The 22,536-nt window shown below is 69.4% G+C and carries 24 protein-coding genes and 2 tRNA genes; 9 read left to right on the top strand and 17 right to left on the bottom strand.

Annotated features, from left to right (window positions below; translation table 11 throughout):
- Window positions 1–7 precede the first annotated feature (7 nt).
- The 8 genes from ACLD7X_RS04570 to ACLD7X_RS04535 all read right to left on the bottom strand — a co-directional run bounded on the left by ACLD7X_RS04570 (window position 8) and on the right by ACLD7X_RS04535 (window position 10,736).
- Complete coding sequence (locus tag ACLD7X_RS04570) at window positions 8–463, bottom strand: ATP synthase subunit C (protein WP_411422303.1); 456 nt, start codon at window positions 461–463, stop codon at window positions 8–10.
- The gene (locus ACLD7X_RS04565; RefSeq protein WP_411422302.1) at window positions 460–2,277 is read right to left on the bottom strand and encodes a V-type ATP synthase subunit I; all 1,818 of its coding nucleotides are present in this window, start codon (window positions 2,275–2,277) and stop codon (window positions 460–462) included. The genes ACLD7X_RS04570 and ACLD7X_RS04565 overlap by 4 nt, the downstream gene beginning before the upstream one ends.
- Window positions 2,274–2,909 carry a V-type ATP synthase subunit D gene (locus ACLD7X_RS04560; RefSeq protein ID WP_411422301.1) on the bottom strand — a complete coding sequence of 212 codons (636 nt, stop codon included), beginning with the start codon at window positions 2,907–2,909 and terminating at the stop codon, window positions 2,274–2,276. Before ACLD7X_RS04560 ends, ACLD7X_RS04565 begins: the two co-directional genes overlap by 4 nt.
- Window positions 2,906–4,294 (bottom strand): V-type ATP synthase subunit B, encoded by a 1,389-nt coding sequence (locus ACLD7X_RS04555; protein ID WP_411422300.1) that lies wholly within the window; start codon window positions 4,292–4,294, stop codon window positions 2,906–2,908. Before ACLD7X_RS04555 ends, ACLD7X_RS04560 begins: the two co-directional genes overlap by 4 nt.
- Window positions 4,295–4,401: 107 nt before the next feature.
- A complete protein-coding gene (locus tag ACLD7X_RS04550) occupies window positions 4,402–8,292 on the bottom strand; it encodes a hydantoinase B/oxoprolinase family protein (protein WP_411422299.1) in 3,891 nt (1,296 codons plus the stop codon).
- A gap of 84 nt (window positions 8,293–8,376) precedes the next feature.
- Entirely contained in the window at window positions 8,377–8,916 is a 540-nt protein-coding gene (locus ACLD7X_RS04545; protein ID WP_411422298.1) for a hypothetical protein, read from the bottom strand.
- Between the two features lie 257 nt (window positions 8,917–9,173).
- Window positions 9,174–9,665 carry a YajQ family cyclic di-GMP-binding protein gene (locus ACLD7X_RS04540; protein WP_411422297.1) on the bottom strand — a complete coding sequence of 164 codons (492 nt, stop codon included), beginning with the start codon at window positions 9,663–9,665 and terminating at the stop codon, window positions 9,174–9,176.
- 45 nt (window positions 9,666–9,710) lie between these two features.
- Window positions 9,711–10,736, bottom strand: a complete 1,026-nt coding sequence (locus tag ACLD7X_RS04535) for a class I SAM-dependent methyltransferase (RefSeq protein WP_412006831.1) — start codon at window positions 10,734–10,736, stop codon at window positions 9,711–9,713.
- 64 nt (window positions 10,737–10,800) lie between these two features.
- Here ACLD7X_RS04535 and ACLD7X_RS04530 point away from each other — a divergent pair, with 64 nt between their 5' ends.
- A complete protein-coding gene (locus ACLD7X_RS04530) occupies window positions 10,801–11,232 on the top strand; it encodes an MAPEG family protein (protein WP_412006830.1) in 432 nt (143 codons plus the stop codon).
- Between the two features lie 19 nt (window positions 11,233–11,251).
- Here the strand turns inward: ACLD7X_RS04530 and ACLD7X_RS04525 are convergent, their stop codons facing one another.
- The 3 genes from ACLD7X_RS04525 to ebsA form a co-directional block, all read right to left on the bottom strand.
- Complete coding sequence (locus ACLD7X_RS04525) at window positions 11,252–11,764, bottom strand: DNA-processing protein DprA (RefSeq protein ID WP_411422294.1); 513 nt, start codon at window positions 11,762–11,764, stop codon at window positions 11,252–11,254.
- Window positions 11,765–11,800: 36 nt separating this feature from the next.
- Complete coding sequence (locus ACLD7X_RS04520; RefSeq protein ID WP_411422293.1) at window positions 11,801–12,898, bottom strand: phosphotransacetylase family protein; 1,098 nt, start codon at window positions 12,896–12,898, stop codon at window positions 11,801–11,803.
- Window positions 12,899–12,990: 92 nt separating this feature from the next.
- Window positions 12,991–13,392, bottom strand: coding sequence for a type IV pilus biogenesis protein EbsA (ebsA, locus tag ACLD7X_RS04515; protein ID WP_411422292.1), 402 nt, complete (start codon window positions 13,390–13,392; stop codon window positions 12,991–12,993).
- Between the two features lie 190 nt (window positions 13,393–13,582).
- Here ebsA and ACLD7X_RS04510 point away from each other — a divergent pair, with 190 nt between their 5' ends.
- Window positions 13,583–14,350, top strand: a complete 768-nt coding sequence (locus tag ACLD7X_RS04510; protein WP_412006829.1) for an NAD-dependent epimerase/dehydratase family protein — start codon at window positions 13,583–13,585, stop codon at window positions 14,348–14,350.
- Here ACLD7X_RS04510 and map read toward each other — a convergent pair.
- Window positions 14,331–15,188: a type I methionyl aminopeptidase gene (map, locus tag ACLD7X_RS04505; RefSeq protein WP_411422290.1), complete on the bottom strand. Its 858-nt coding sequence runs from the start codon at window positions 15,186–15,188 to the stop codon at window positions 14,331–14,333. The two genes, ACLD7X_RS04510 and map, sit on opposite strands and share 20 nt — an antisense overlap.
- Window positions 15,189–15,242: 54 nt before the next feature.
- On the opposite strand from map, the gene ACLD7X_RS04500 reads away from it, so the two are divergent.
- The 6 genes from ACLD7X_RS04500 to gltX all read left to right on the top strand — a co-directional run bounded on the left by ACLD7X_RS04500 (window position 15,243) and on the right by gltX (window position 18,340).
- Window positions 15,243–15,674, top strand: coding sequence for a hypothetical protein (locus tag ACLD7X_RS04500; RefSeq protein WP_411422289.1), 432 nt, complete (start codon window positions 15,243–15,245; stop codon window positions 15,672–15,674).
- Between the two features lie 219 nt (window positions 15,675–15,893).
- Window positions 15,894–16,250 carry a 50S ribosomal protein L19 gene (gene rplS, locus ACLD7X_RS04495; RefSeq protein WP_411422333.1) on the top strand — a complete coding sequence of 119 codons (357 nt, stop codon included), beginning with the start codon at window positions 15,894–15,896 and terminating at the stop codon, window positions 16,248–16,250.
- Between the two features lie 57 nt (window positions 16,251–16,307).
- Window positions 16,308–16,380 (top strand) — tRNA-Trp (locus ACLD7X_RS04490).
- A 36-nt stretch (window positions 16,381–16,416) separates the two neighbouring features.
- Window positions 16,417–16,605: an SH3 domain-containing protein gene (locus ACLD7X_RS04485; protein WP_006043540.1), complete on the top strand. Its 189-nt coding sequence runs from the start codon at window positions 16,417–16,419 to the stop codon at window positions 16,603–16,605.
- 156 nt (window positions 16,606–16,761) lie between these two features.
- A tRNA-Asp gene (locus ACLD7X_RS04480) sits at window positions 16,762–16,835 on the top strand.
- A gap of 65 nt (window positions 16,836–16,900) precedes the next feature.
- Window positions 16,901–18,340 carry a glutamate--tRNA ligase gene (gene gltX / locus ACLD7X_RS04475; protein WP_412006827.1) on the top strand — a complete coding sequence of 480 codons (1,440 nt, stop codon included), beginning with the start codon at window positions 16,901–16,903 and terminating at the stop codon, window positions 18,338–18,340.
- On the opposite strand, the gene ACLD7X_RS04470 is transcribed toward gltX, so the two are convergent.
- The 3 genes from ACLD7X_RS04470 to ACLD7X_RS04460 are packed head-to-tail and all read right to left on the bottom strand — an operon-like array spanning window position 18,272 to window position 20,420.
- Window positions 18,272–19,591: a cation:proton antiporter gene (locus ACLD7X_RS04470; protein WP_411422287.1), complete on the bottom strand. Its 1,320-nt coding sequence runs from the start codon at window positions 19,589–19,591 to the stop codon at window positions 18,272–18,274. The two genes, gltX and ACLD7X_RS04470, sit on opposite strands and share 69 nt — an antisense overlap.
- The gene (locus ACLD7X_RS04465) at window positions 19,588–19,833 is read right to left on the bottom strand and encodes a hypothetical protein (RefSeq protein WP_411422286.1); all 246 of its coding nucleotides are present in this window, start codon (window positions 19,831–19,833) and stop codon (window positions 19,588–19,590) included. Before ACLD7X_RS04465 ends, ACLD7X_RS04470 begins: the two co-directional genes overlap by 4 nt.
- Window positions 19,791–20,420 (bottom strand): DUF1643 domain-containing protein, encoded by a 630-nt coding sequence (locus tag ACLD7X_RS04460; protein WP_411422285.1) that lies wholly within the window; start codon window positions 20,418–20,420, stop codon window positions 19,791–19,793. The genes ACLD7X_RS04465 and ACLD7X_RS04460 overlap by 43 nt, the downstream gene beginning before the upstream one ends.
- 54 nt (window positions 20,421–20,474) lie before the next feature.
- On the opposite strand from ACLD7X_RS04460, the gene ACLD7X_RS04455 reads away from it, so the two are divergent.
- Window positions 20,475–20,933, top strand: coding sequence for a hypothetical protein (locus ACLD7X_RS04455; protein ID WP_411422284.1), 459 nt, complete (start codon window positions 20,475–20,477; stop codon window positions 20,931–20,933).
- Here the strand turns inward: ACLD7X_RS04455 and ACLD7X_RS04450 are convergent.
- Entirely contained in the window at window positions 20,922–21,464 is a 543-nt protein-coding gene (locus ACLD7X_RS04450) for a pyocin knob domain-containing protein (protein WP_411422283.1), read from the bottom strand. The two genes, ACLD7X_RS04455 and ACLD7X_RS04450, sit on opposite strands and share 12 nt — an antisense overlap.
- Window positions 21,461–22,408, bottom strand: coding sequence for an archaeosortase/exosortase family protein (locus ACLD7X_RS04445; RefSeq protein WP_411422282.1), 948 nt, complete (start codon window positions 22,406–22,408; stop codon window positions 21,461–21,463). Before ACLD7X_RS04445 ends, ACLD7X_RS04450 begins: the two co-directional genes overlap by 4 nt.
- Window positions 22,409–22,536: the final 128 nt, after the last annotated feature.

Raw genomic sequence — 22,536 nt, 5'->3', positions numbered from 1 at the left:
GAAGGGTTCACGGTTTGGGGATCCCCCCCGCCGCCACGAGGGCGAACACGAAGGCGAACACGGCGAAGCCCTCCACGATCGCGGCAGGGGCCAGGGCCAGACCGAAGATCTCGGGCTTCGCCTTCGAGCCCGAGATGGCCGAGGCACAGCAGAGGCCCTGATAAATGGCCGCCAGCAGGAAGGTGAGTCCGGAGAGCACACCCAGACCGAAGAGGGCGCCGGAGTTCTCCGGCGACACCGGCCTGTTGAGGATGAACATCACCACGATGCCGTAGATCGACATCGAGGAGGGAAGGGCGGAGAGGCCAACGAAACGGCCATAGCCGCTGTTGACTTCCATCATGGCGCCGATCGCCGCCTGGCCGGCAATCGTGCAGCCGATCGCCGCCCCGATGGCCCCGAGGGCGACCGGGGCGTAGATCCCGATCCAGCCCAGCCCGAGAAGAGAAAAATGGTCGTTCAAGAGGCAAGCTCCTTTTTGATGAAAGGCCTGAAGGGGACACCTTCCCCGGAAAGTCCCCAGTTGAAGAACTCGATATAGTTCAACCGGAGACCATGCACAAAGCCACTGATGATGGCCAGCAGCAGATTGATGCCATGGCCCAGCACCAGAATCAGCAGGGCGATCGGAACTCCAAGAGCCAGACCCGATCCTGACACCTGACTGGCCAGCTGATTGAAGGTGATGGCCAGGGACGCACTCGCCAGCCCGAGGGCAAAGAGGCGCAAATAGCTCATCACATCACCGAACAGTTTGGAGATGGCGGTGAGCGATCCAGCACCATCGAGAAGACGCAGCAGGAGATCGGCCGGGTGGCGGATGGGGCGTTCACTGCTCAGCAGCAGAACGGTGATCAGTCCGCCGGCGATCAGGCCAATCCCCAGATGGAGGTAAGGCGCGGCGGCATTGCCGAGATAGAGCGTCAGCCCCCCCAGAATCACCGCCATCCAGCCGATCGGTGACGCCCTGCTGGCCACGGAATGGCCCCGCAGGGCCACCACGGTGTTGGCCAGCAGCAGGTGGGCGCAGCCGACCAGCAGGGAGAGTTTCATCATCGCCGCGAAATCATTGAGATCGAGCAGCTTGAGATGCCCCAACAGGGAACCCTCCGGAGGCTCCACACCGAAATAGCTGCCGGCGAGGATTCCATAGAGGAGCGCCATCAGCAGGCCGAAGGACGCCAGGATGCGGAAATGACGTCCGCCTGGCGAGCGTCCCATCGCCTTCCACTTCAGCCCGAGCAGCAGACCCAGCACCAGGGCATAGCCGGCATCGGCCATGATCATGGCGAAGAACAAGGCGAACGAGAAAAACACCACGACCGAAGGATCCCAGTCGCGATAGGCCGGGGTTTCGTAGAAGGTGACCAGGTCCTGACCTCCGCTGAGGACGGAGGGATTGCGCAAGAGGGTGGGGGGACTGTCCTTCGGGGTCGGCACCTCGGCCAGGTAGGCGAGGCCCTGCTGGGCCGCGAACGCCTCCAGGCGCGGCAGAAGGGGGCGGGGGATCCAACCCTGAAGCTGCACCAGGGTGCTGTCGTCGTGGGCGAGGCCCGCGGCCTGCTCCCGCGCCTGGGCATCCTCGGCCCGGTTCAGGTGCTTGGAGAGGAGAAAGATCCAGCGGCTGAGCGATTCGTGCTCCGCCTCCACATCCTCCAGGGCCGTGCGCGCGACATCGAGCTCCTGCTGCACATCCCGGTGGGACTGGGACCCCACATGGGAGCGAGGCACCGGCAGAAGGGCGGGATCCGGCTCCTGCTCGGCGATCAGCACGACATAGGCATTGCGGGCGCTCTGATACAACAGCTGCCAGGGCAGATCGAGCGTGGCGAGAGCCTGGCGGAAGGCCCGTCCCTTGGCATGGGGCACGCGGTAGAACCAGAGGCGACACCCTCCCAGAACCTCGAGATCGGGAAGCTCGAAATCTCCCCAGGGTCTGAGCTCCTCGAGCCGCTTGCTGAGGGCCAGCACCTGATCCTCCGCCTCCTGCTTCTGGTGGCGATTGGCCAGGGCCTCGGCCACGATGCGCTCGAAGTCGAAGTCGGCATCCACCCGGCTCTGGTGGCGCCGTCGCCGCACATCCATCAGATAGCGCAGGGCCTGGCGGGCGTCCTCGCTGGGCTTTGACACCACGAAGCCCTGGTCGTCGGCCGTGGCGGTGTCGCCCTCCAGTGCAATCAGGTGCAGACAGCCGAGGCCCTGCAGACCATCCAGCAGGGCCTCCCGATCGGCGGACAGGCCCAGCAGGGTCACCTTGGCGAGCGGAATGATCGTCATGCCGCCACCAGGCTCGAAGGGTTCGGGTTCTGGCTCGAAGGGTTCTGCTTCTTGCGCTTGGCGATCTTCGAATTCACCACGGCGGCACGCTCAGCATCCGCCAGGTAGATCGTGATCTTCTTGATGTTGTGGCGGGTTCGCGGGATCAGCACCTTGTCAAAGAGATTGAAGCGCTGGGTCACCTTGCGCTCAGCCTGCCGCAGCAGCTCAAGCCGTTGTTCGGCCACGCGGAGCTGCAGCTGGTTGCGCAGCGCCTGCTGCAGCCACACCACCACGGCATCCACCCAGAAGGGACGGGTGAGCAGGCCGTAGTCGGCGACCTGGAAATCCACCCCCTCGAGCTTCGGCAGGCGCGTTCCCATCAGGTTCTCCTCCACCTGATGGACGGCCGCAATCGTCACCAGGCCCGAAAGATCGATCCGCTCATGGGCCAGCATCGGGCAGGACTGGCCCACCTCCGCAGCGATCGCGGCGGCACGGGCCCTGGCCTCCTCCAGCTGGCGTCGGGCCGCTTCGCGCTCGGCCCCAAGCTGACGACGCTTGAGATCCAGGGACGGCAGCACGTCGTGGTAGGTCTTCAGCAGACCCTTCTGCCGGCTCAGCGAAGCCTTGGTGAGCGGCAGCCGGCTCATGCCACGGCCTCCTGCTTAGGTGCCTCCTGCTGGGGGGCCTCCTGCCCAGCTTTGCGGGGAAAGTACTTGTCGATCAGCTCCTGCTTCATCAGCAGTTCCTGTGGCTCGAAGCACTCGGCAAGGGTCTGCCAGGCGAGATCCAGAGCGGCCTCCAGTGGCAGGTCCACGTTGATGTCCATGAACCGCTGGCGGAAGAGATCGCCAAAGCGGATCAGCTTGCGGTCGTAGTCGGAGAGTTCGAAGGCCATGGCCAGCTTCTGCTGGGCATCCCGGGCGCCCGCATACAGCCGGATCGTGGTGTTCATGATCTGGTTGTGGTCCTCGCGGGTCACCTTGCCGATCACGTTCTGCTTCAGACGCGACAGCGAACCGAAGGGATCGATCATGCCGTCGTGCAGGTAGAACTGGCCTTCGGTGATGTAGCCGGTGTTGTCGGGAACCGGGTGGGTCACGTCATCGCCGGGCATGGTGGTCACCGTGAGCACGGTGACGGAACCACCCTTGGCGTAGTCGGCGGCCTTTTCATAACGGCGGGCCAGCTGGGAGTAGAGATCGCCCGGATAGCCGCGGTTGGCCGGCACCTGGTCCATGGCGATGCTGATCTCCTTGAGGCCATCGGCAAAGGAGGTCATGTCGCTGAGCAGCACGAGCACACGCTTGCCTTCCTCCACGGCGAACTTCTCGGCCACGGCGAGAGCCATGTCGGGAATCAGGATCCGCTCCACGATCGGATCGGAAGCCAGATTCACGAACATCACCGTGCGTGGAAAGACGCCGGCATCCTCGAAGGCCTTGCGGAAGGCGTAGTAGTCGTCGAAGATCAGACCCAGCCCGCCGAACACCACCACATCCGCATCCGCCTGAATGCCGATCCGGGCGAGAAAGGGATTGAAGGGTTCACCAGAAATGGAGAAGATCGGAATCTTCTGGCTCTCCACCAGGCAGTTGTAGATGTCGATCATCGGCACATTGGTGCGGATCATCTTGGAGGCCAGGATGCGGCACATCGGATTCACCGATGGTCCACCGATCGCCACCCGTGGATCCTGAGAGAGGTCGGGTCCTCCATCGATCGGCTCCCCCGTGCCGCGAAACACCCGGCCAAGAATGTTCCCTGAATAGGTGGCCGTCATCGGATGACCCAGAAAGCGCACCTGGGAGTTGGTCGACACTCCCTTCGTGCCCCGGAACACCTGCAACGCCACCGATCGCTGCTTCAGATCGATCACCTGGGCCAGCGAGGAGCTGCCATCGGCGTTCTGCAGCACCGCCAGATCGTTGAAGCGCGGTCCATCGGAGGCACCCTCTGCCCCGGCCGGCACCTCCACCCGGATGATGTCTCCCACGATTTCAAGAATCCGGGAGTAACTGATCAGCGAAGACATCAGGGCAGGGCCTCGATGGAGAACATCAGGCTGGGCTCCAAAGCCCAGCCCGTGCACCCGTCATGAGCCGAACATAGCCCGCAGGGCAAGGCTTGTCAGCCCGCAGCTCAGGCAATCAGACAGTCGTTGACAACCTCCTGTTCAACAGCCTCCTGCCATGGCTCGGCGGCCCCGTAGCCACCTCCGCCAGGCGTCTCGATCACCAGCACATCGCCCGGCTGCACCTTCAGCTCCACCCGGCCACCCAGCGGCTCCCCACGGCCATCGGCCCGCTCGATCCGGTTGGTTCCGGGCTGGGCGTCACCGCCGCCCGCCAGCCCCGCCGGCGGGATCCGCCGGGATCCGCTGAGCAGGTCCACCGTCATCGGCGCCAGGAAGCGCAGGCGGCGCACCACCCCATCCCCCCCGGGCCAGCGGCCCGCCCCGCCGGAGCCGCGGCGGATGGCGAAGCTCTCCAGCCGCACCGGGAAGCGCTGCTCCAGCACCTCAGGATCGGTGAGGCGCGAATTGGTCATGTGGGTCTGCACGGCTGAGGCTCCGGCGAAGCCGCGGCCGCGGAGATCGCGGCCGGCGCCGCTGCCGCCGCAGATCGTCTCGTAGTACTGGAAACGCTCGTTGCCGAAGCTGAGGTTGTTCATCGTGCCCTGGGCCGCCGCCTGAACACCGAGCGCGGCAAACAGGGCATTGGCCAGGGCCTGGGAGGTCTCCACGTTGCCCGCCACCACGGCCGCCGGCGGCCTCGGGTGCAGCAGCGAGCCCTCCGGCACCACCAGCTCGAGGGGCTCGAAGCAACCGGCGTTGAGGGGAATGTCCTCACCCACCAGGCAACGGAACACGTAGAGCACCACGGCCTTGGTGATCGCCAGCGGGGCGTTGTGGTTGCCGTCCTGCTGGGGCGAGGTGCCGCTGAAGTCGATGCGGGCGCGGCGGCGGCGGTGATCGAGGCTCACGGCCACGCGGATGTGGCTGCCGTCATCGAGCTCCACGGCGGCATGCCCCGGCTGGAGGCGCTCGATGGTGCGGCGCACCGCCTCGGCGGCATTGGCCTGCACATGCCCCATGTAGGCCTCCACCTCGGCCTGCCCCGCCAGCCGCAGCAGCCGCAACAGTTCCCGCACCCCGAGCCGGTTCGCGGCCGCCTGGGCCTTGAGGTCGGCCAGCAGCTGAGCCGGATCGCGCACGGGATGCTCACCCTCGCCGAAGCGCTCCAGCCAGGCCCGCTCATCGAGCCGTCCGGCGCGCAGGAAGGAACAGTTGTCGAGCAGCAGCCCCTCCTCCTCGATGCGGCGGCTGAAGGCCGGCATCGAGCCGGGGGTGATGCCGCCCACGTCGGCGTGATGGCCGCGGCTGGCCACATAGAACAGCGGCGCGCCGGCATCGGCTGCGTCGTCCACGTACACCGGCGTGATCGCGGTGATGTCCGGCAGATGGGTGCCGCCGTCGTAGGGGTTGTTGGAGAGCACCACGTCCTCCGGCCCCAGGGGCGGCCGGCGGCCGGCCGCGATGGCGGCCAGCAGGGCGGCGATGCTCTCGCCCATCGAGCCCAGGTGCACCGGGATGTGGGGCGCATTGGCCACCAGACGGCCGCGGCCGTCGAACACGGCGCAGGAGAAATCCAGCCGCTCGCGGATGTTCACCGAGCGGGCGCTCTGCTGCAGCTGCACCCCCATCTGCTCGGCGATGGCCGAGAAGCGATGGTTGTAGAGCTCCAGCAGGGTGGGATCGGGGGGCTCGGCGGCCGCAGCCTGCGGATCGGACAGCTGCGGAGTGCCCGAGCTGGTGCCGGTGCCAGTGCTTGACGGGATGGTGGCGCTGTCCGGACCGGGTGGCTGGTGCCGCAGCAGCAGGGCGCCGTCCTCCAGCACCCGCCCGCTCCAGTGGGTCTCCAGCAGGGTCGTGCTGGTGGGATCGAGCACCAGGGCAGGCCCCTGCAGCTCCTGGCCGGGCCGCAGCTGCGAGCGTTGCCACAGGGGCACCGGCTGCGGCCCCTGATCCGCATCCAGCCACACCGGCACGGTGGGCACACCGGCCTCTGGCTCTCCCGGCCCCACCGGCTCCCCCGGCCCGGGCAGCGCCTCACCAGCGTCGGCCGCCACAAGGGGCGGCGGTGGGCTCCTCAGGGGTTCGGCCAGCTCCACCAGCAGCCGCTCCACCACCAGATCGGCGGCGGTGAAGGCCGGCCGGTAACCGAAGCGCCGCTGGTGGCTGCGGCCGAAGGCCTCCAGCAGCTCCTCCAGCTCGGCGGACGGCTCCCAGGCCACCACGAGCCCCTGCTCGCTACCGGTGAAACGCAGTTCCAGCCGCCACCACACCCGGCCCGACTCGCCGGGAGCCAGGTCTCCGGCCCGGTGCAGATCGGCGCGGGCCTGCGCGGTGAGCGCCTCCGCCCGGCAGCGCAGGTCCTCCAGGGTGCGGCCATCGAGGGGCAAGCGGGGGGAGCGCTCCAGCAGCAGCCGCTGCTCGGCGCGTCCGATGCCATAGGCGGAGAGCACCCCGGCCAGGGGATGGAGCAGCAGCTGGCTCACCCCGAGGGCCTCGGCGAGGCGGCAGGCGTGCTGACCGCCAGCCCGGCCGTAGCTCACCAGCAGGGCGCCGCGCAGGTCGTGGCCGCGCTGGATCGAGATGCGGCGGATGGCACCGGCCATGGTTTCGATGGCGATGGCCAGGGCCCCGGCCGCCACCCGCTCGGGCGAGATGGCGGCCCCGCTCTGCCCGGGCGCGGCGCCCATCCGGGCCGCCAGGGAGGCGAAGCGGTCCCGCGCCGCCTCTGGATCGGCGCCCTGGTCGCCGCCGGGGCCGAACACCGGCGGCAGGGCGGCGGCAGGCAGCCGGCCCAGCAGCAGATTGGCATCGGTGATGGTGGCCGGGCCGCCGCGGCGGTAGGCGGCCGGGCCGGGGTCGGCACCGGCGGAGTCAGGACCCACGATCAGCCGCTGGCCCTCGAAGCGCACGATCGAACCGCCACCGGCGGCCACCGTGTGGATCGGCAGCATCGGCGCCTGCAGCCGCAGGCCGGCCACCTCCGTTTCCGGCTGGCGCTCCCAGGCCAGGGCGCCGAGGGCCGGATCGAAGTGGAACACGTCGGTGGAGGTGCCGCCCATGTCGAAGCCCACCACCGGCCGGGGCGCCTCCCCCGCCGCCGCCAGGGCCTGCTCGGCCACCGCCACCGCCCCCACCATGCCGCCGGCGGGGCCGGAGAGGATCGTGTCCTTGGCGTGCAGCAGCTCCGGGGCAGCCAGGGAGCCGCTGGAGCGCATCACCCGCAGCCGCGGCCCTGCTCCGAGGTCCCGGCGCACCTGCTCCAGGTAGGCGTCGAGCACCGGCGCCACCGCCGCCTCCACCAGGGTGGTGTGGCCCCGGGGCACGAGCCGGGGCTGGCGGCTGAGCTGGTGGGAGAGCGCCAGCCGCGTGACGCCCAGGCCCTCCAGCCAGGCCCCCAGCCGGCGCTCATGCTCCGGATTGCGGCAGGCGTGCAGCAGGGCCACGGCGCAGCTGCCGTAGCCAGCCGCGCGGGCGGCCCTGAGCTCGGCTGCCAGCGTGTCGTCGAGCCGCAGCGGCTCGAGTTCGCTGCCGTCGGCGGCCAGGCGCCCTTCCACCTCCAGCACGCGCACCTGCAGGGGGCGGGGCCGCTCGATCGCCAGGGCGAAGATGTCGGGACGGTGCTGGTCGCCGATCTGCAGCAGATCGGCCAGGCCACGGTTGATCAGCAGCAGCACCGGGGCGCCGTGGTGCTCCAGCAGGGCATTGGTGGCCACGGTGGTGCCCAGCCGCACCTCGTCGATGGAGGTCACCGTGAGGATCGCGGTGGGGACCTCGGTGGGGACCTCGGTGGGGATCGCTTCCTGCCCGATCAGCTCCCGGATCGCCCGCACGGCAGGGTCGCCGGAGCGCTCGGGCTGGCGGGAGAGCACCTTGCGAACGTGAAGCCCGTCCAGGGGGTCGAGCCCCACCACATCGGTGAAGGTGCCCCCCCGGTCGATCCAGAACCGCCAACCCATGGACGCGCAGGCTCTCCAACCTCAGGGCTGCTGGTGGCCCCGATCAGAGCATGGCTCAGCGCAGGGATTCAGGCTGCAGGGGGATCAGGCCTGATCGGGCGTGAGGGTGATGCGCAGCTTGTCGAGCGGCACACCGTTGAACCCGTACACGCCGTTGCCATAGCTGCGCAGGTCCTTGAAGCGGAGGGTCTTGCCGATGTTGTTGAGCTTGACCACATCCTGCTTGCCGAAGTTCCTGATCACATACCTCTGCATGTGATTGAAGGGACCGTGGAAGCGGGTGTTGTTGGTGAAGGCGAACGTGTCGCGAACCTTGTCATTGCCGAAGTCGATGACGCTGTTCGTGCGCTTGGTGATGGCACCAGCCTGGGCACCGAAGATGATCGTGTCCTTGTCGGCATTGCCCTTGTAGGTCCAGCTGGCCGCCATGGCCCGATTCACGACGACCCTGTTGACGTCGCCATCGCCATTTTTGCCTTTGGCCTTGATTTTGACTCTGGCGACCACAGGCTGCCCGGCCCAGGTACGGGCATTGCCCAAAAGTGTCAGCCTGGACGCTTTTCGAGATTCCTTTTCGGATTTGCTGATCCAGCCGGGAAGACCGCTGATGACGAATTCGCTCATCGATGAACTCAAGGGATGCTTGGCGCTCACCGTACCGAACAGGCCAACGGAACTGTGGCCAGGAAGAAAAAAAAGCGGCACTGATCAGCTTTTCCTAATTCCCAATGGCGCTGCGGGCTTGACGCGCGCGGTAGCCAAGAAACACTCCGAAAAGTATTGTCAAGAGGCCTTACCTCTTAACGCCCCCACCGCAAGATGCCGCAGGGTCAGTGCGTGAATCGTCCGCAGCCCCTGAGGCTGGGCAGCCCTGGCCTGGCTCAGCGGTAGTTCTCGAACTGGAGCGGCACCTCCACGTCCTGCTGCTTGAGCAGCTGGATCGCCGCCTGGAGATCATCCTTGCTCTTGGCGGTGATCCGGAGGCTCTCCCCCTGGATCGCCACCGACACCTTCTTGAGGTTGTCGCGCACGGTCTTGCTGAGTTCCTTGGCCAGCTCCTTGCTGAGGCCCTTGCGCAGGGTCACCACCTGCCGGACCCGGTTGCCCCCCACGGCTTCCGGCGACTGGAAGTCGAAGATCTTCAGCGACAGGTTGCGCTTGGTCGCCTTCTGCCGCAGCACGTCCTCCACGGCCTGGAGCGTCATGTCACTGGCCGTGGTGATCGTGAGGCTGGTCTCCTCCAGCTCGATCTCGGTACCGGAATCCTTGAGGTCGTAGCGCTGGCCGACGTCCCGGCGCACCTGGTCGATGGTGTTCACCAGTTCCTGCCGGTCGAAATCCGAGACCACATCAAAGGAAAAGGTGTCAGCCATGGGCTCCGGCATCAGGGGCGCTCGGTGCCCACCCTAGAAAACGGCTCAGGACCCCGCCCCCCTGGTCGCCACCAGCACCCGATGGCGCGGATCACAGGCCTCTCGGCGCACGGCCTCGAAGCCGGCGGCCCAGAGTTCCGCGGCGAGATCGAGCCGGAAGTAATCCTCCAGGTAGGGCTCGGTGCTCTTGAGCAGGGTGGCGATCGGGGCGGGCAGGCGTCGGATCACGGCCGAGTCCGGATCCTGGTCCACCAGGGCGATCACCCCCCCGGGCCGCAGCAGGCGGGCCGACTCCCGCAGCACCGCCCGGGTGGCCTGCGCCGGCAGCTCATGGCAGACGAACTGCAGCGTGATCAGATCCACGCTGGCGCCGGGGAGCCCGCTGGCCTCCGCCGCCGCATGGTGCCAGCTGCAGACAAGGCCCTCGGGATCCCGAACCCTGGCCACCGCCAGCATCTGCGGCGAGAGGTCCAGCCCGCTGACGGCCACGGGGCGCCCCTCACGGGCATCCAGCCAGCGCTTGAGCGCCAGGGTGCCGACCCCCACGGAGCAGCCCATGTCGAGGACCTCGCTGACCCTGCGCCCGGCCAGGCTCGGCTCGATCGCCGCAAAGATCGCCTGGCGCAGGCGGGTCTGGGCCTGCTCCGGGCTCAGCTCCTCCCGCGGCCAGACCCGCAACGCCATCGCATCCGTGGCCTGTTCGGCTTCGCAGGCCGCCGCCCAGCAGAGATTGCCCTGCTGGTAGGCGTGGAAGCGGGCGTGGTAATAGGCCGGCGCGGTGGTGGCACCGTTGCGGCTGGGCGCGAGCAGGGGCTCGGCCAGGCGTTGGAGCTCGTCCCGGCGCGCCCGCCAGGCGATGCCCCGCCGCTCCGCGGTGCGGATGATCAGCCGACGGGCCTGGAGAAACAGCAGGCGGCGCAGCGGCTCGACCGCGAGCAGGCCGGCGATTAGGCGCCCGAGGGGGTGACGGTCGTCGACCCAGTTGGGAGGGGCGGCCGCAGGAAGGGCGGATCGGCTGGTCATCGCAGGAGGCACGGGCAGACCCGCAGCGGTCTCGCTCACCGGGGTCATCCCCATTGTGCTGGGGGGGCTGAGATCATGGTCACTCCCTGCCGGGCTCTCCGGACCCACCGCCATGCTCTCCAGCACTCCCAGCGCCGCCTTTGCCTGGTCCCTGCTGCTGTCGGGAGCGGTGGTCGTGCTCAGCACGGTGCCCCTGGGGGCGGCCCGCTCGCAGGCCGACTTCACCCTGGCGGACCTGCAGGCCCCCCGCGCGATGTTCGATCGGCTGCCCGCCTGGGGGCAGCGGGCCAGCTGGGCGCACCAGAACAGCTTCGAGGCCTTCACCCTGCACGCGCCGGCCACCCTGCTGTGCCTGGTGGCCGGCGCGATGGGCCCGCTCGCCGTGGCCGCCGCCTGGCTCCATCCCCTGCTGCGGGCGGCCTACCTGGGCGCCTACATCGCCAACGTGCCGCCGCTGCGCGGCGTGCTGTGGGCCGGGGGACTGGTCTGCTCCGCCCTGCTCTACGGCGAGGGCCTCAAGGCCGTGCTGGCCGGCGCGGGCTGATCGGTCGAAGAAGAGCTGATCAGTCGAAGAACATCAGGCTCACGACCTTGCCCATGTCCTCGGCGAGCCGGACGCTGGAGAGCAGCGTTTCGCTGTCGTGGAAGGCGTAGCAGATCAGCTGGTCACAGCGGCTGATGATGTCCTGGTTGCAGAGGCTGCTGGCCATCGGCAGGGGCAGCTCGTCGTGTTCCGGCTTCTCCACCAGGTGGAGCACCTGATCGAGCTGGTCGCGCGACTCGCGCGGCTGGCGATCCAGGCTCTGGGGCAGCAGCACGGTGAGCCGGGCGGCATCGATCTCCAGCACGCTGCGGATCACGGCGGCGTTCACCCCCTGGGATCCGGAGGTGATCAGGTTGTGCCCCTCCTGGGCCAGGGAGCGCGCCACGAGCTCCACGAGGTGGATCGAGACAACCGGAACGTGGCGGCTGCCGAGAATGGCGATGCGCCGTTTGCTGCGGTCCTGGAGCATGGCCAGCTCCTGAGCAAGGGTGTCGATCCGATCCAGAGACGGCAAATCCAGAGATCGGGTCACCAGGAGACCGCAGGCTGCACCGTGAAACTAGCAGCGTTAGAGGGACATCGCGGGCAGTTGTAGACGGGTGAAAAGTCGACCGAAATCACAGTGTTCCTCGACGAGTCGGAAGGCGTAGGTGGCCTTCACGGCCTCATGCAGACGCACATGGCCAAAGGCCTGCTCGATCACCTCCACGGTGGTGAGGGTGTCGTGCTCCACCTTCAGCAACGGCACCTCCAGCTCCTCGGCTCGGGTGAGCAGCTGGGGCAGCGGATCGCCGGCGCCGGTGAGGATCAGGCACTGGGTGGAGGCCTCCAGGGCCGCCAGCTGGATGTCGGTGCGGTCGGCCCCGGTCACCACGGCCATGTTGCGGCGGCGGCGGAAGAATTCCATCGCGGAATTCACGTTCATGGCGCCGATCGAGAGGGTCTCCACCAGAAGATCGAGCCGATCCCGGCAGCAGAGCACCTGGGCCCCCAGCCGGCGCGCCAACTCCTCCACGGTGACACTGCGCAGCAACGGGCTGCGGGGCATGACCCCGAGCACGGAAATCCCCAGCTGCTCGAGCGCCGGGACCGTGTCTTCGCGCAGCTGCGGCACCGCGTCGGGGTTGACGGCGTTGAGCACCACGCCGACCAGATGGTCTCCGAGCTCGGCCCGGGCGGCCAGCAGGGAATCCACGCTGCGGCTGTCGGCCCAGGGCTGGACGAGCAGCACCGGAGCATCGAGGCCCCGGGCCAGCTGGGGCAGGCTGAGGCCATAGAGCAGTCCCTCGTGGAGGCTGCCGGCCGCTTCCAGGAGGGCCATCCCGTCCGGGGCCTGCTCGAGCTGCTGCCGCAGGGCAGCGAAGCCCGGGCCGGGCTCCAGGCGACCCTCGAGCAGCCGGGCCCGCGCCAGCGCGGGATCGAGGGCATCGAGCGAGGGAATCAGCTGGTCCTCGGCCAGGCCCAGGGTGGTCCCGACGAAGCGCACGTCGGCATCGACCAGGGGTTCGCCGGGCGGAGGGGGGGCATCGGTCTCCAGGCTGGTGGCCAGGGGCTTGCCGAAGCGCACCTCGATCCCCCGGGCCCGCAGCTGACGGGCCAGCCCGAGCACCACGGCCGATTTACCACTGAACGGTTCACAGGAGCCGACCAGCAAGGTGGGGGCCATCGATCAACCTCGCTGCTGACTGCTGTCCGGCGTCAATTTAGGGGGCGTCAGGGGGGTGCCTCAGGCCGGGGTCCTCTGCGGAGGGCAGCGGCTCAGCTGGCCTGACCCGCCTCGCTGACGTGGCCGGGGGGAACGCCGAGCAGCAACCAGCGCCAGAAGGTTTCCGGCAGCTCCTGATCCTCGCGGAGCATCAGCCACTGCACCAGCTGATAGGCCTGGAGTTCGAAGTCGTAGGCCACCGAGGGAACTTCCGGGAAGCGAATGTGGCAGGTGAGCTGCTCCAGGGGCGCCGGCTCGCCGGTCCAGCGCAGCCGGTAGAGATGGCGCCGGCCGCCGACCAGCTTGCGCTCACCGGACCACTCCCCGTGCAGCAGCAGGGCAACGGCCTCCTCCAGGGAGGTCTGCTGCGACACCCCGCCGCAGTAGGGGGCGAACAGGGGAATCAGGGGCTCGGAGTTCGTGCTCGTCAGAGCCTGGTCATCGGTGGTGGCCATCAGCACGGCAGGTCACTCGGTCGGGGGGAACGGTTGGGGGGAACGCTCGCAGGGAACGGGATGCAGCACGCAGCTCTGCTGAGGAAGGCGAGGACACGGCAGGTCGGAATGCTGGTCATGGTGGCGCACGATGCCGGTGTCGTGCCAGTTTCGGCAAAGTTCTGCGGTCGATGGGGCCGGGGATCAACGGATGGATCCTGAGCACTCCCGGGCCTTCTCCAGCGGCCGACGACCCACCGTGGCGATCACCGGAGCCAGCGGGGCCCTGGGCCAGGCGCTGCTGCGCCAGTGGCACCGCCGGGGTGCCGATCTGATCGCCCTGCGCAGCTCGGCGGCGGCCCTCGAGCTGGGCGATGACGGCGGCGAGTCCCTCAAGCTCCGCCAGATCTGCTGGCAGGTGGGGGAGGAGGAGGCCCTGCGGCCCCTGCTGGCCGAGGTGGATGTGCTGGTGCTGAACCATGGCGTCAACGTCCACGACCGCCGCAGCCCCGAGGCCACCCGGGAGTCTCTGGAGGTCAACGCCCTCAGCAGCTGGCGGCTGCTGGAGCTGTTCGCTGCGGTGACGGCCGAACGCCGCGGGCCCAACCCCGACCGGGACCAGGCGGATCGTCCCCCGCCGGAGGTGTGGGTGAACACCTCGGAGGCCGAGATCCAGCCGGCGCTCAGCCCGCTCTACGAGATCAGCAAGCGCCTGCTGGGGCAGCTGCTCAGCCTGCGGGCCCTCGATCTGGCTCCGGCCCTCAGGATCCGGCGCCTGGTGCTCGGGCCGTTCCGCTCGGCCCTCAACCCGATCGGCGTGATGTCACCGAACTTCGTGGCGGGTCAGGTGATGCTCCAGGCCCGGCTGGGATGCAACCTGATCATCGTCACGCCGAACCCGCTGACCTACGTGCTGATGCCCCTGGCCACCCTGACGCGATGGCTCTACGTCCGGGCCATCACCCATCCCGGTCGGTGAGGATCTCGCAGCCATCGGTCGTCACCGCGATGGTGTGCTCCCACTGGGCCGAGAGGCTGCCGTCCACGGTGACGACGGTCCAGCGGTCCCGCAGGGTGCGGCAGGCCTTGCTGCCGGCATTGAGGATGGGCTCCACCGCCAGGGTCATGCCGGGCCGCAGCTTCATGTTGGGGAGGTCTCGGGTGCGGAAGTTGAACACCGAGGGCTCCTCGTGCAGGTTCCGGCCGACGCCGTGGCCGGTGTAGTCCTCCACGACGGCGTAGCCGTGGGCCTCGACGTGATCCTGCACGGCGCCGGCGATGTCCATCAGGGTGTTGCCGGCCTTGATCTGGGCCAGCCCCCGCATCAGCGACTCCTGGGCCACCCGGGCCAGGCGGCGGGCCTCCTCGGGGGTTTCCTCGCCGACGCAGATGGTCACGCAGCTGTCGCCGTGGTAGCCGTCGAAATAGGCGCCGGTGTCGACCTTGAGCAGGTCACCGGGCTGGATCACCCGCTTGGTGCTGGGGATGCCGTGCACCACCTCGTTGTTGATCGAGGCGCAGATGCTGGCCGGGAAGCCGTGGTAGCCCTTGAAGCTCGGCGTGGCTCCCATCTCGCGGATGCGGCGCTCGGCGTGGGCGTCGAGGTCGCCGGTGGTCATCCCCGGTGCGGCCATTGCCAGGATTTCCCGCAGCACGGTCGCCACGATGTGGCTGGCCTGGCGCATCGTGGCGATCTCCCGCGCCGACTTCACCTCCACGCCACGGCGGCCTTTCTGGATCCGGGGCCCGGTGGCGACGACCGGTGGGCTGGTGGGGGCCGCCTTGGTGCTGGCCAGCAGATCGGCAAACAGGTTCATTCGGATCGACTGGCGAGGCGGAACAACGCGGGACTGTCAACCTGCAAGTTATCAATGCCGCCACCCTTTCTGCCGCCCCGCTCGCCGGCCGTGCCTCCATCCCCACCCCCCGCCGATGCTCCCGAGGCCTCAGCGCCCTGCGAGGCCTCAGCGCCGCGCGAAACCTCCAAGAAACGTCGGTCCCTGAGCCAGCGCCTGCGCCAGGCCCATGCCGCGCTGGCCCCGGTGGTGCTGCTCCCCCTGCTGCTCACGGTGAGCACGGGCCTGGGGTACCGGCTGCTGCGCGACTGGGGAGGACTGGGCCGCGACCAGGCCCACGGGCTGATGGTGCTCCATGAGGGCGAGTGGCTGCGCCAGTGGTTCGGCCCCAACGGCGAAACGCTCTACGTGCTGCTCAACGGCCTGGGGCTGCTCTGGATGCTGGTGAGCGGGGGCGGCATGGCTGTTCAGAAGCTGCGCCGGAGCTGGGGGCGCCCGAGGGGGTGACCCCCCAGCCGGTACACTGGCGGTTTGGCCAGGCGACGCGGAGCTGAGATGGCAGCTGAGGACAATCAGACAGACGAAGCCCAGACCAACGGGAGTGCCCCGGCGGAGGCCGTGGACGCGGTGACCGCCGAGACCGCTGGCGCTGAAGAGGCCACGACCGCCGCGACGGCAACGGCGACAGCCGTGAAGGAGCAGCCCGTGAAGGCGACCACCGGCAAGCTGAGCGCCCACGACCTGATCCGTGCCTTCGAGGCGGAACAGCTCAAGAGCGAGCTCCCCGAGATCTACGTGGGCGACACCGTGAAGGTGGGCGTGCGGATCCGCGAGGGCAACAAGGAGCGGGTCCAGCCCTACGAAGGCGTGGTGATCGCCAAGCGCCACGGCGGCCTGAACGCCACCATCACCGTCCGCCGGATCTTCCAGGGTGTGGGCGTCGAGCGGGTCTTCCTGCTGCACAGCCCCCAGGTTGCTTTCGTGAAAGTCGAGCGGCGCGGTAAGGTTCGCCGGGCGAAGCTTTTCTACCTGCGCGATCGGGTGGGTAAAGCCACCCGGGTCAAGCAACGCTTCGACCGCTGAGGACTTCTCCGCCAGGAGCATCCCTCATCATCTTCAATCCCTGGGGACATCGGCCCTGCGCCGTTAGTTCAGTTGGTAGAACGCAGGTCTCCAAAACCTGATGTCGGGGGTTCAAGTCCTCCACGGCGCGTTCGATGTCCCCACCTGCTGTTTCGTGGTTCCGAACATGGAGTTGGATCTACAACCCGGTGACGTGGTCAAAGTGCTTGAGTCCGCAGCGCTGGGCTGGGTCCGCGCCCGGGTGATCCGGGTGAAATCGGGTGGCCGTGTCGTGGTTCAAAGCGACCAGGGTCGTGAGTTCACGGCCCGGGGCAATCAGGTTCGCCTGATCGAACCGGCGGGATTCCGCCCCTAGAAACGCCTGGTCCTGGCCCCGTCGTCACCGGTCGGTTGACGACGGGGCCAGTGATCACGGATACTTTCCGAGTCGCACCACCCGGCCGATCCCTCTTCGGTTTCCCGCCAGGGTTCAAGCGCGACGCCCAAGGCCTGAACGGCCAGAAGGCAGCCTGGGACTGTAGTTCAATCGGTTAGAGCACCGCCCTGTCACGGCGGAAGTTGCGGGTTCGAGCCCCGTCAGTCCCGTTCCAACCCTTCCCCAACCCACCAATCCCTTGGCAGGATCCCGGCAGGTGACAACCGGCGAGGCCGTGCGCGTTCGCCTCGCCCCCAGCCCCACCGGCACCCTGCACATCGGCACCGCCAGAACAGCGGTGTTCAACTGGTTGTTCGCCCGCCACCAGGGGGGCAGGTTCCTGCTGCGCATCGAGGACACGGACCGCGAGCGCAGCCGGCCCGAGTACACCGAGAACATCCTCGACGGCCTGCGCTGGCTGGGTCTCGACTGGGATGGCGAGCCGGTGATCCAGAGCGAGCGGGTGGAAGTCCACCGCTCAGCCATCCAGCAGCTGCTGGATCGGGGCCTGGCCTACCGCTGCTATGCCAGCGAAGCCGAGCTCACCGCCATGCGCGACGAGCAGGCCGCCCGCAAGCTGGCCCCCCGCTACGACAACCGCCACCGCGACCTCAGCCCCGAGCAGGAACGGGCCTTCATCGCCGAGGGCCGCGAGGCGGTGGTCCGCTTCCGCATCGACGACGGGCGCACGATCGGCTGGACCGACCTGGTGCGCGGTGCGATGCGATGGTCGGGCTCCGACCTGGGCGGCGACATGGTGATCGCCCGCCGCGCCCCGGCCGACCGGATCGGCGATCCCCTCTACAACCTGGTGGTGGTGGTCGACGATGCCGCCATGGCGATCAGCCACGTGATCCGCGGGGAGGACCACATCGCCAACACGGCGAAGCAGCTGCTGCTCTACGAGGCCCTCGGCGTGGAGGCTCCGGTCTTCGCCCACACGCCGCTGATCCTCAACCAGGAGGGCAGGAAGCTCTCCAAGCGGGATGGGGTGACCTCGATCAGCGATTTCCGCGGCATGGGTTACACCCCGGAGGCCCTGGCGAACTACATGACCCTGCTGGGCTGGTCCCCGCCGGAGGGCATGGGGGAGCGGTTCTCCCTGGCCGAGGCGGCCGCGGTGTTCGGCTTCGAGCGGGTGAACCGGGCCGGTGCCCGCTTCGACTGGGACAAGCTCAACTGGCTCAACGGCCAGGTGCTGCGGGAGGCGGGGCCCGAGGCGCTGCGGGATCAGCTGCGTCCCCTCTGGGCGGCGAGGGGCTGGGGGGAGCCGGGCGGCACCAGCCCGGCCCTGGCCGACGCGGCCTGGCAGGCCGACCTCTGCGAGCTGCTGGGTCCCTCCCTGACCCTGCTGGCCGATGGGGTGGCCCAGGCCGAGCCCTTCTTCACGACGCCGGAGCTCAACGAGGCGGCCCAGGCCCAGCTGGCCAGCGACGGTGCACGGCCGGCCCTGGCCGCGCTGCTGGAGCAGCTTCCCGAGGGTGCGCTGGAGGCCGGGCAGGCCCAGGAGCTGCTGAGCTCGGCAGCCAGCAGCGCCGGCGTGAAGAAGGGCGTGATCATGAAAAGTCTGCGGGCCGCCCTGCTCGGCAGCCTGCAGGGCCCGGACCTACTGGCCACCTGGCTGCTGCTCCACCGCAGCGGCGACGATCGCGCCCGGATCAGCCGCTGCCTCTGAAGCGTCTGCCCCTGAAGGCGCGGGCTCGCCAAGGTTCCGACGGGGTTCCTCGCCGTCCACCAGCACCAGCCCGAGCCGCTGGGCGATCGGCCCGGCGCTGAGCCCCTGCAGGCCCACGGTCAGCAGGATGGTCAGAAACACCAGCCCCTGGAGCCGGCCGGCGCCCACCACGCCGGCCTGCTCGAGGCGGATGGCGAACAGACTCGCCACCGCGGCGGTGACGATGCCGCGGGGGGCCAGCCAGCTCAGCAGGGCCTGCTGCGGCAGGGTGAAGCCCATGCCCCAGGTGGCCAGACCGATCGCCAGGGGACGGACCAGCAGCATCAGGCTCAGCACGCAGGCCACGCCGCCCCAGCCGAGCGGACTGAGCTGGGCGAAGCTCACGTCGGCGGCCAGGAGCGGGAAGAGCATGGTGATCGCCAGCTGGGCCAGCTGGCGGATCAGGGCGTCGAGCTCGGCCGCATCGGTCTCGGGGCGGCGACCCACCACAACGCCGGCGGCCACCGCGGCCGGAAGGCCCGATTCCGCCAGCAGCTGCTCACAGCCGGTGAACATCAGGAAGAGGGTGCCGAGGGTGAGCTGGAGGCGCAGAGCGCCGGTGGTGGGAACGGCGGGGATGCGGCGGAGCGCCTCGGAGAGCAACCAACCGCTGGCGGCACCGATCAGCACGCCGCCCCCGAGCCGCAGCAGCAGGCCGTAGGCGAGCTCCCGCCAACCCTGCAGGTTGCCGAGCACCAGTTCGAGCAGCAGCAGGGCCAGCACCGCGCCGATCGGCTCGAGCACCAGGCCCTCCCCCTCGAGCACTTCGCCCAGGGGTGGCGCCAGGCCGATCTGCCGCACCAGGGGGTTGACGACGGTGGGCCCGGTGGCGAGCACGATGGCGCTGAACACCGCCGCCAGGGGCCAGTTCAGACCCGCCAGGCCATGGGCCACCACCAGCCCCCCCAGCAGGGCGAGCACCAGCCGGACTCCGGCAATGCGGAGCACCGCCTGGCGGGTGCCGTCGGCGGGGAGGCGCAGGTTCAGCCCGCCGTCGAACAGCACCAGGCTCACCAGCAGGCCCACGATGGTCTCGAGGCCGTTGCCGAGGTCGAGGGGCTCCACCAGCCCCAGCCCGGCCCGGCCGATCAGCAGGCCGGCACTGAGGAGCAGCACCACCCCGGGCAGACCGGTCGCCCAGGCCAGGGCCTGGGCCGTGGCACCGGCGAAGACAGTGATGCCCCAGAGCAGGCCCAGCCGCTCAGGGGTCATTCATCATCGATGGCGTTGAACCGGGGCTCCACATGGATGCCGATCACCGCGGAGGGACGGACCACCAGGTACTCCCCCTCCATGTCAGCGATCGGCACGTTCACGAAGGTGTCCGACGTGGAGGCCGTGAGCACGCCGCCGTACCACTCCTGGAACGCCTCGAGGGTGGCGAAGGTGACCGACTGGGTCTGGCCGCCGCTCATGTGCAGATGGACGGCATAGCGCCGGGGGATGCGGGACATGGGGGAGCGGCCGGACGCTGACGACGGGTGAGCCCAGGATGCCCCAGCAGCCAGGGATCGCGCCAGCACCAGGGCTCCAGCCTGGCGCTGGCCGGGGCATAGAGGGGATGGCGGGGCTGGCCGGATCGGGTGCGGCCGATGGCCCGGAGCTCACGGCCGTTCAGCAGGGCCAGCACCTCGGTGCTGCGGCCGCTGCGATCGGCCTGGGCTCCCCAGCCGAGCCATATGGGGGCCTGCGGATGGCGGGCGAGGCTGCGGAGCAGCCAGCTGTCGGCCTCGGCACCCACCGGATCCGCCTGGCGGCAGAGGGCGGCGGGGGTGGGGCTGATCCAGGCGAACAGGTTGAGCACCTCGAGGCTCCCGTACCCCCAGCCGCGGGCCAGGCCCACCAGGCGCCGCAGGGTGGGGTCATCGCGGCGGTGATCGGCGCGGGAGGGGTTCAGGCCGATGAAGATCAGCCGCGGCCCGCGGGGATCCCAGTGGCGCTCCAGCCACCAGCGGTAGCGGCCGCAGGGGCTGAAGGCGGCGGCAGGGGCCTCGCCCTGGGGCCCGCCGGCGCAGCTGGAGCATTCGGTAGCCGCCGTCACACCTCCGTCTCCCGTGTCTGGGGAGGATCCATCCAGAATCCCGATACCAGCCTGATGCCACCGGAGCGCGCCCTGCCGGCGCCCGCCACGCGACAGCGGCGTCGCCCCCGCCGCCGCGAACTGTGGTGTCCGGCCCATCCCGATGAACGGCTGCTCGGCAACGGCCGCAAGTACTTCCTGCATCTGCTCACGGCCGAGGAGCTCAGACAGCGGGGATTGACGGAGAAGAAGGCCCGGCTGGTGCTGCAGGCCTACCCGGTGCTGGTGCTGAGCAACGAGTGGCTCGAGGAGCTCTTCTGCGCCGGCTGCGGCCAGAGCCGCTGGTGCCATGTGGTGCAGCCGGAGCAGGGCCACCACCGGGTCCGCTGGGCACCGCCGGAGCTCTGGCAGCAGGTGGCCCATGTGGATCCGGCGGTGGCCAATCCCAGCGTGAGCGAGTTCAGCCGCCGGGAGGCGCGGCGCCAGCGCCACCGGCGGCAGGACGGCGGGCGCTATGTGGATCTAGGGAGCTGAGGCGCTCTGCCAGAGGCAGCTGTTGGCGCGGTAAGGGCGCAGGCCGGCCAGCCAGGCCAGGCGTTCGTGGAGGGGCACCGGGCGGGAGCGAACCCAGGTGGTGTGCTCCCACTCCGAGCTGAAGCGCTGCGTGACCATCCCGCTGGCATCGAGCACCACACAGGCACCCGCTCCGTCCGCCGGAGCGTTCAGGGCCTGGCTGATCGCCGCCAGCGGGAAGACGCCACTCTCCCCCGTGCGGCTGTGGCCCAGGAGGCGCAGCCGGATCAGCGGCTGCGGCGCCGCCGCGGTGAGGGGGCGGTAGTCGGCGGCCTCGAGCAGCACCACCCCCGGCGGCAGGGGAAGGGATGGCGGCGGAGGGGCCGGATCGAGCCGCCCGTAGGCCACACCATCGCGCCGCAGCTGCTGGGGCAGCGCCGCGCCGGGGTGAACGGCCGCGGGCCGGATCAGGGCATCCAGCGACAGCAGGGCGGCCCAGCCCGCCAGCAGCCACAGCAGCCCGAGCCGGACCCTCGCGCGAGGAACGCTCACGGGGCGGACCCTCCCGAACCGGTGCGGCGCCGGCGCCGGCGCCGCAGGTTCCACTCGAGCAGCAGCACGTAGGCGCCGCACACCAGGCCACTGGCCAGCAGGGCGAACAGCTGGGCACCGGCGCCGCTGTGCCAGAAGTCGAAGCTCTGCCAGGCGCGCCAGCCCTGCAGGCCGGGGTCCTTGAGGGTGTAGGCGAGCAGGGCGATGCGCACGGCGTTGATCAGCATCACCCCGAGCAGGAGCAGCGCCACCGCCAGCGCGGCCAACCCCAGGCGTGACCAGCGCCCCGTGAGCCTCCCGGGGGGTAGCCCGAGGTTCCCAAGGGGAAACAGCACCACCAGCACCACCAGGGTGGCCAGGCAGAAACTGAGGGTGGTGTGGCCGGTGCAGCCACCATCCACCACCAGGATCTGGTTGTCGAGCATCACCTGGCGGCCATCGGCAAAGGCCGGCCGGCCGACCAGCCAGAGCAGGAAGGCCGTGAACCGGGCGGTGATCAGCGCCAGGGGCTCCACCGGCCAGAGGGCGTTGACGATCCCCTGCAGGGGCAGCAGCGCGCCGATCAGCAGCAGCTTGCCGAACAGGGCTGCTCTGCAGGGCACACCCGCCAGCAGGGCCAGGCCGGCCAAGCTGGCCAGGGGGAGGCCCCAGAGCAGGGGGTCGTAGAGCCGGGCGGCAAAGCTGAGGGCCAGCAGGGCCCAGAGCAGCAGCAGCACACCAGCGCTGAAGCGGGACCAGGGAATCGCCGCCAAGGGCGGCACCTGGCCTTGCTCCTCCCGCTCGAGCAGGAGCAGACCACCGGCCAGCCAGGAGAGGGCGGCCATGACCACGAAATCCCCCACCCCAGCCCGCTGCGCCAGGGTGAGCTGGGCACCGGCCAGCGCGGCCAGCAGGGTGAGACGGGCCAGGGCCGGACCGCGGGGCGGTTGGGGGGTGAACGCCATCGAGGCTAGATACCGCCCGGGACACGGAAACCGCTTCGAGGGTCAGGCTGGGTTCTGGTGATCATCACTTCTGCTCAATCCCGCCAGGGTCCATACACTGCAGCTGATCGGCAGCTGACTCGGTTGAT

The organism is Aphanothece microscopica RSMan92, from assembly GCF_046613545.2.
GTDB lineage: Bacteria > Cyanobacteriota > Cyanobacteriia > PCC-6307 > Cyanobiaceae > NIES-981.
Note: the sequence above shows the minus strand (reverse complement) of the source record. Positions and strands in the feature narration are given on the sequence as shown.

What these genes read in the sequence shown, in the direction of transcription:
- ACLD7X_RS04530 (WP_412006830.1), top strand. Translation starts at nt 10,801, where the DNA reads ATGCTCTCCAGCACTCCCAGCGCCGCCTTTGCCTGGTCCCTGCTGCTG.
- ACLD7X_RS04445 (WP_411422282.1), bottom strand. Translation starts at nt 22,408, where the DNA reads ATGGCGTTCACCCCCCAACCGCCCCGCGGTCCGGCCCTGGCCCGTCTC.
- ACLD7X_RS04500 (WP_411422289.1), top strand. Translation starts at nt 15,243, where the DNA reads ATGCCGCCACCCTTTCTGCCGCCCCGCTCGCCGGCCGTGCCTCCATCC.
- ACLD7X_RS04545 (WP_411422298.1), bottom strand. Translation starts at nt 8,916, where the DNA reads ATGAGCGAATTCGTCATCAGCGGTCTTCCCGGCTGGATCAGCAAATCC.
- ACLD7X_RS04485 (WP_006043540.1), top strand. Translation starts at nt 16,417, where the DNA reads ATGGAGTTGGATCTACAACCCGGTGACGTGGTCAAAGTGCTTGAGTCC.
- ACLD7X_RS04510 (WP_412006829.1), top strand. Translation starts at nt 13,583, where the DNA reads ATGGATCCTGAGCACTCCCGGGCCTTCTCCAGCGGCCGACGACCCACC.
- ACLD7X_RS04555 (WP_411422300.1), bottom strand. Translation starts at nt 4,294, where the DNA reads ATGTCTTCGCTGATCAGTTACTCCCGGATTCTTGAAATCGTGGGAGAC.
- ACLD7X_RS04560 (WP_411422301.1), bottom strand. Translation starts at nt 2,909, where the DNA reads ATGAGCCGGCTGCCGCTCACCAAGGCTTCGCTGAGCCGGCAGAAGGGT.
- ACLD7X_RS04520 (WP_411422293.1), bottom strand. Translation starts at nt 12,898, where the DNA reads ATGGCCCCCACCTTGCTGGTCGGCTCCTGTGAACCGTTCAGTGGTAAA.
- ACLD7X_RS04540 (WP_411422297.1), bottom strand. Translation starts at nt 9,665, where the DNA reads ATGGCTGACACCTTTTCCTTTGATGTGGTCTCGGATTTCGACCGGCAG.
- ACLD7X_RS04455 (WP_411422284.1), top strand. Translation starts at nt 20,475, where the DNA reads ATGCCACCGGAGCGCGCCCTGCCGGCGCCCGCCACGCGACAGCGGCGT.
- ACLD7X_RS04470 (WP_411422287.1), bottom strand. Translation starts at nt 19,591, where the DNA reads ATGACCCCTGAGCGGCTGGGCCTGCTCTGGGGCATCACTGTCTTCGCC.
- ACLD7X_RS04465 (WP_411422286.1), bottom strand. Translation starts at nt 19,833, where the DNA reads ATGTCCCGCATCCCCCGGCGCTATGCCGTCCATCTGCACATGAGCGGC.
- ACLD7X_RS04535 (WP_412006831.1), bottom strand. Translation starts at nt 10,736, where the DNA reads ATGACCCCGGTGAGCGAGACCGCTGCGGGTCTGCCCGTGCCTCCTGCG.
- ebsA (WP_411422292.1), bottom strand. Translation starts at nt 13,392, where the DNA reads ATGGCCACCACCGATGACCAGGCTCTGACGAGCACGAACTCCGAGCCC.
- ACLD7X_RS04565 (WP_411422302.1), bottom strand. Translation starts at nt 2,277, where the DNA reads ATGACGATCATTCCGCTCGCCAAGGTGACCCTGCTGGGCCTGTCCGCC.
- map (WP_411422290.1), bottom strand. Translation starts at nt 15,188, where the DNA reads ATGAACCTGTTTGCCGATCTGCTGGCCAGCACCAAGGCGGCCCCCACC.
- ACLD7X_RS04550 (WP_411422299.1), bottom strand. Translation starts at nt 8,292, where the DNA reads ATGGGTTGGCGGTTCTGGATCGACCGGGGGGGCACCTTCACCGATGTG.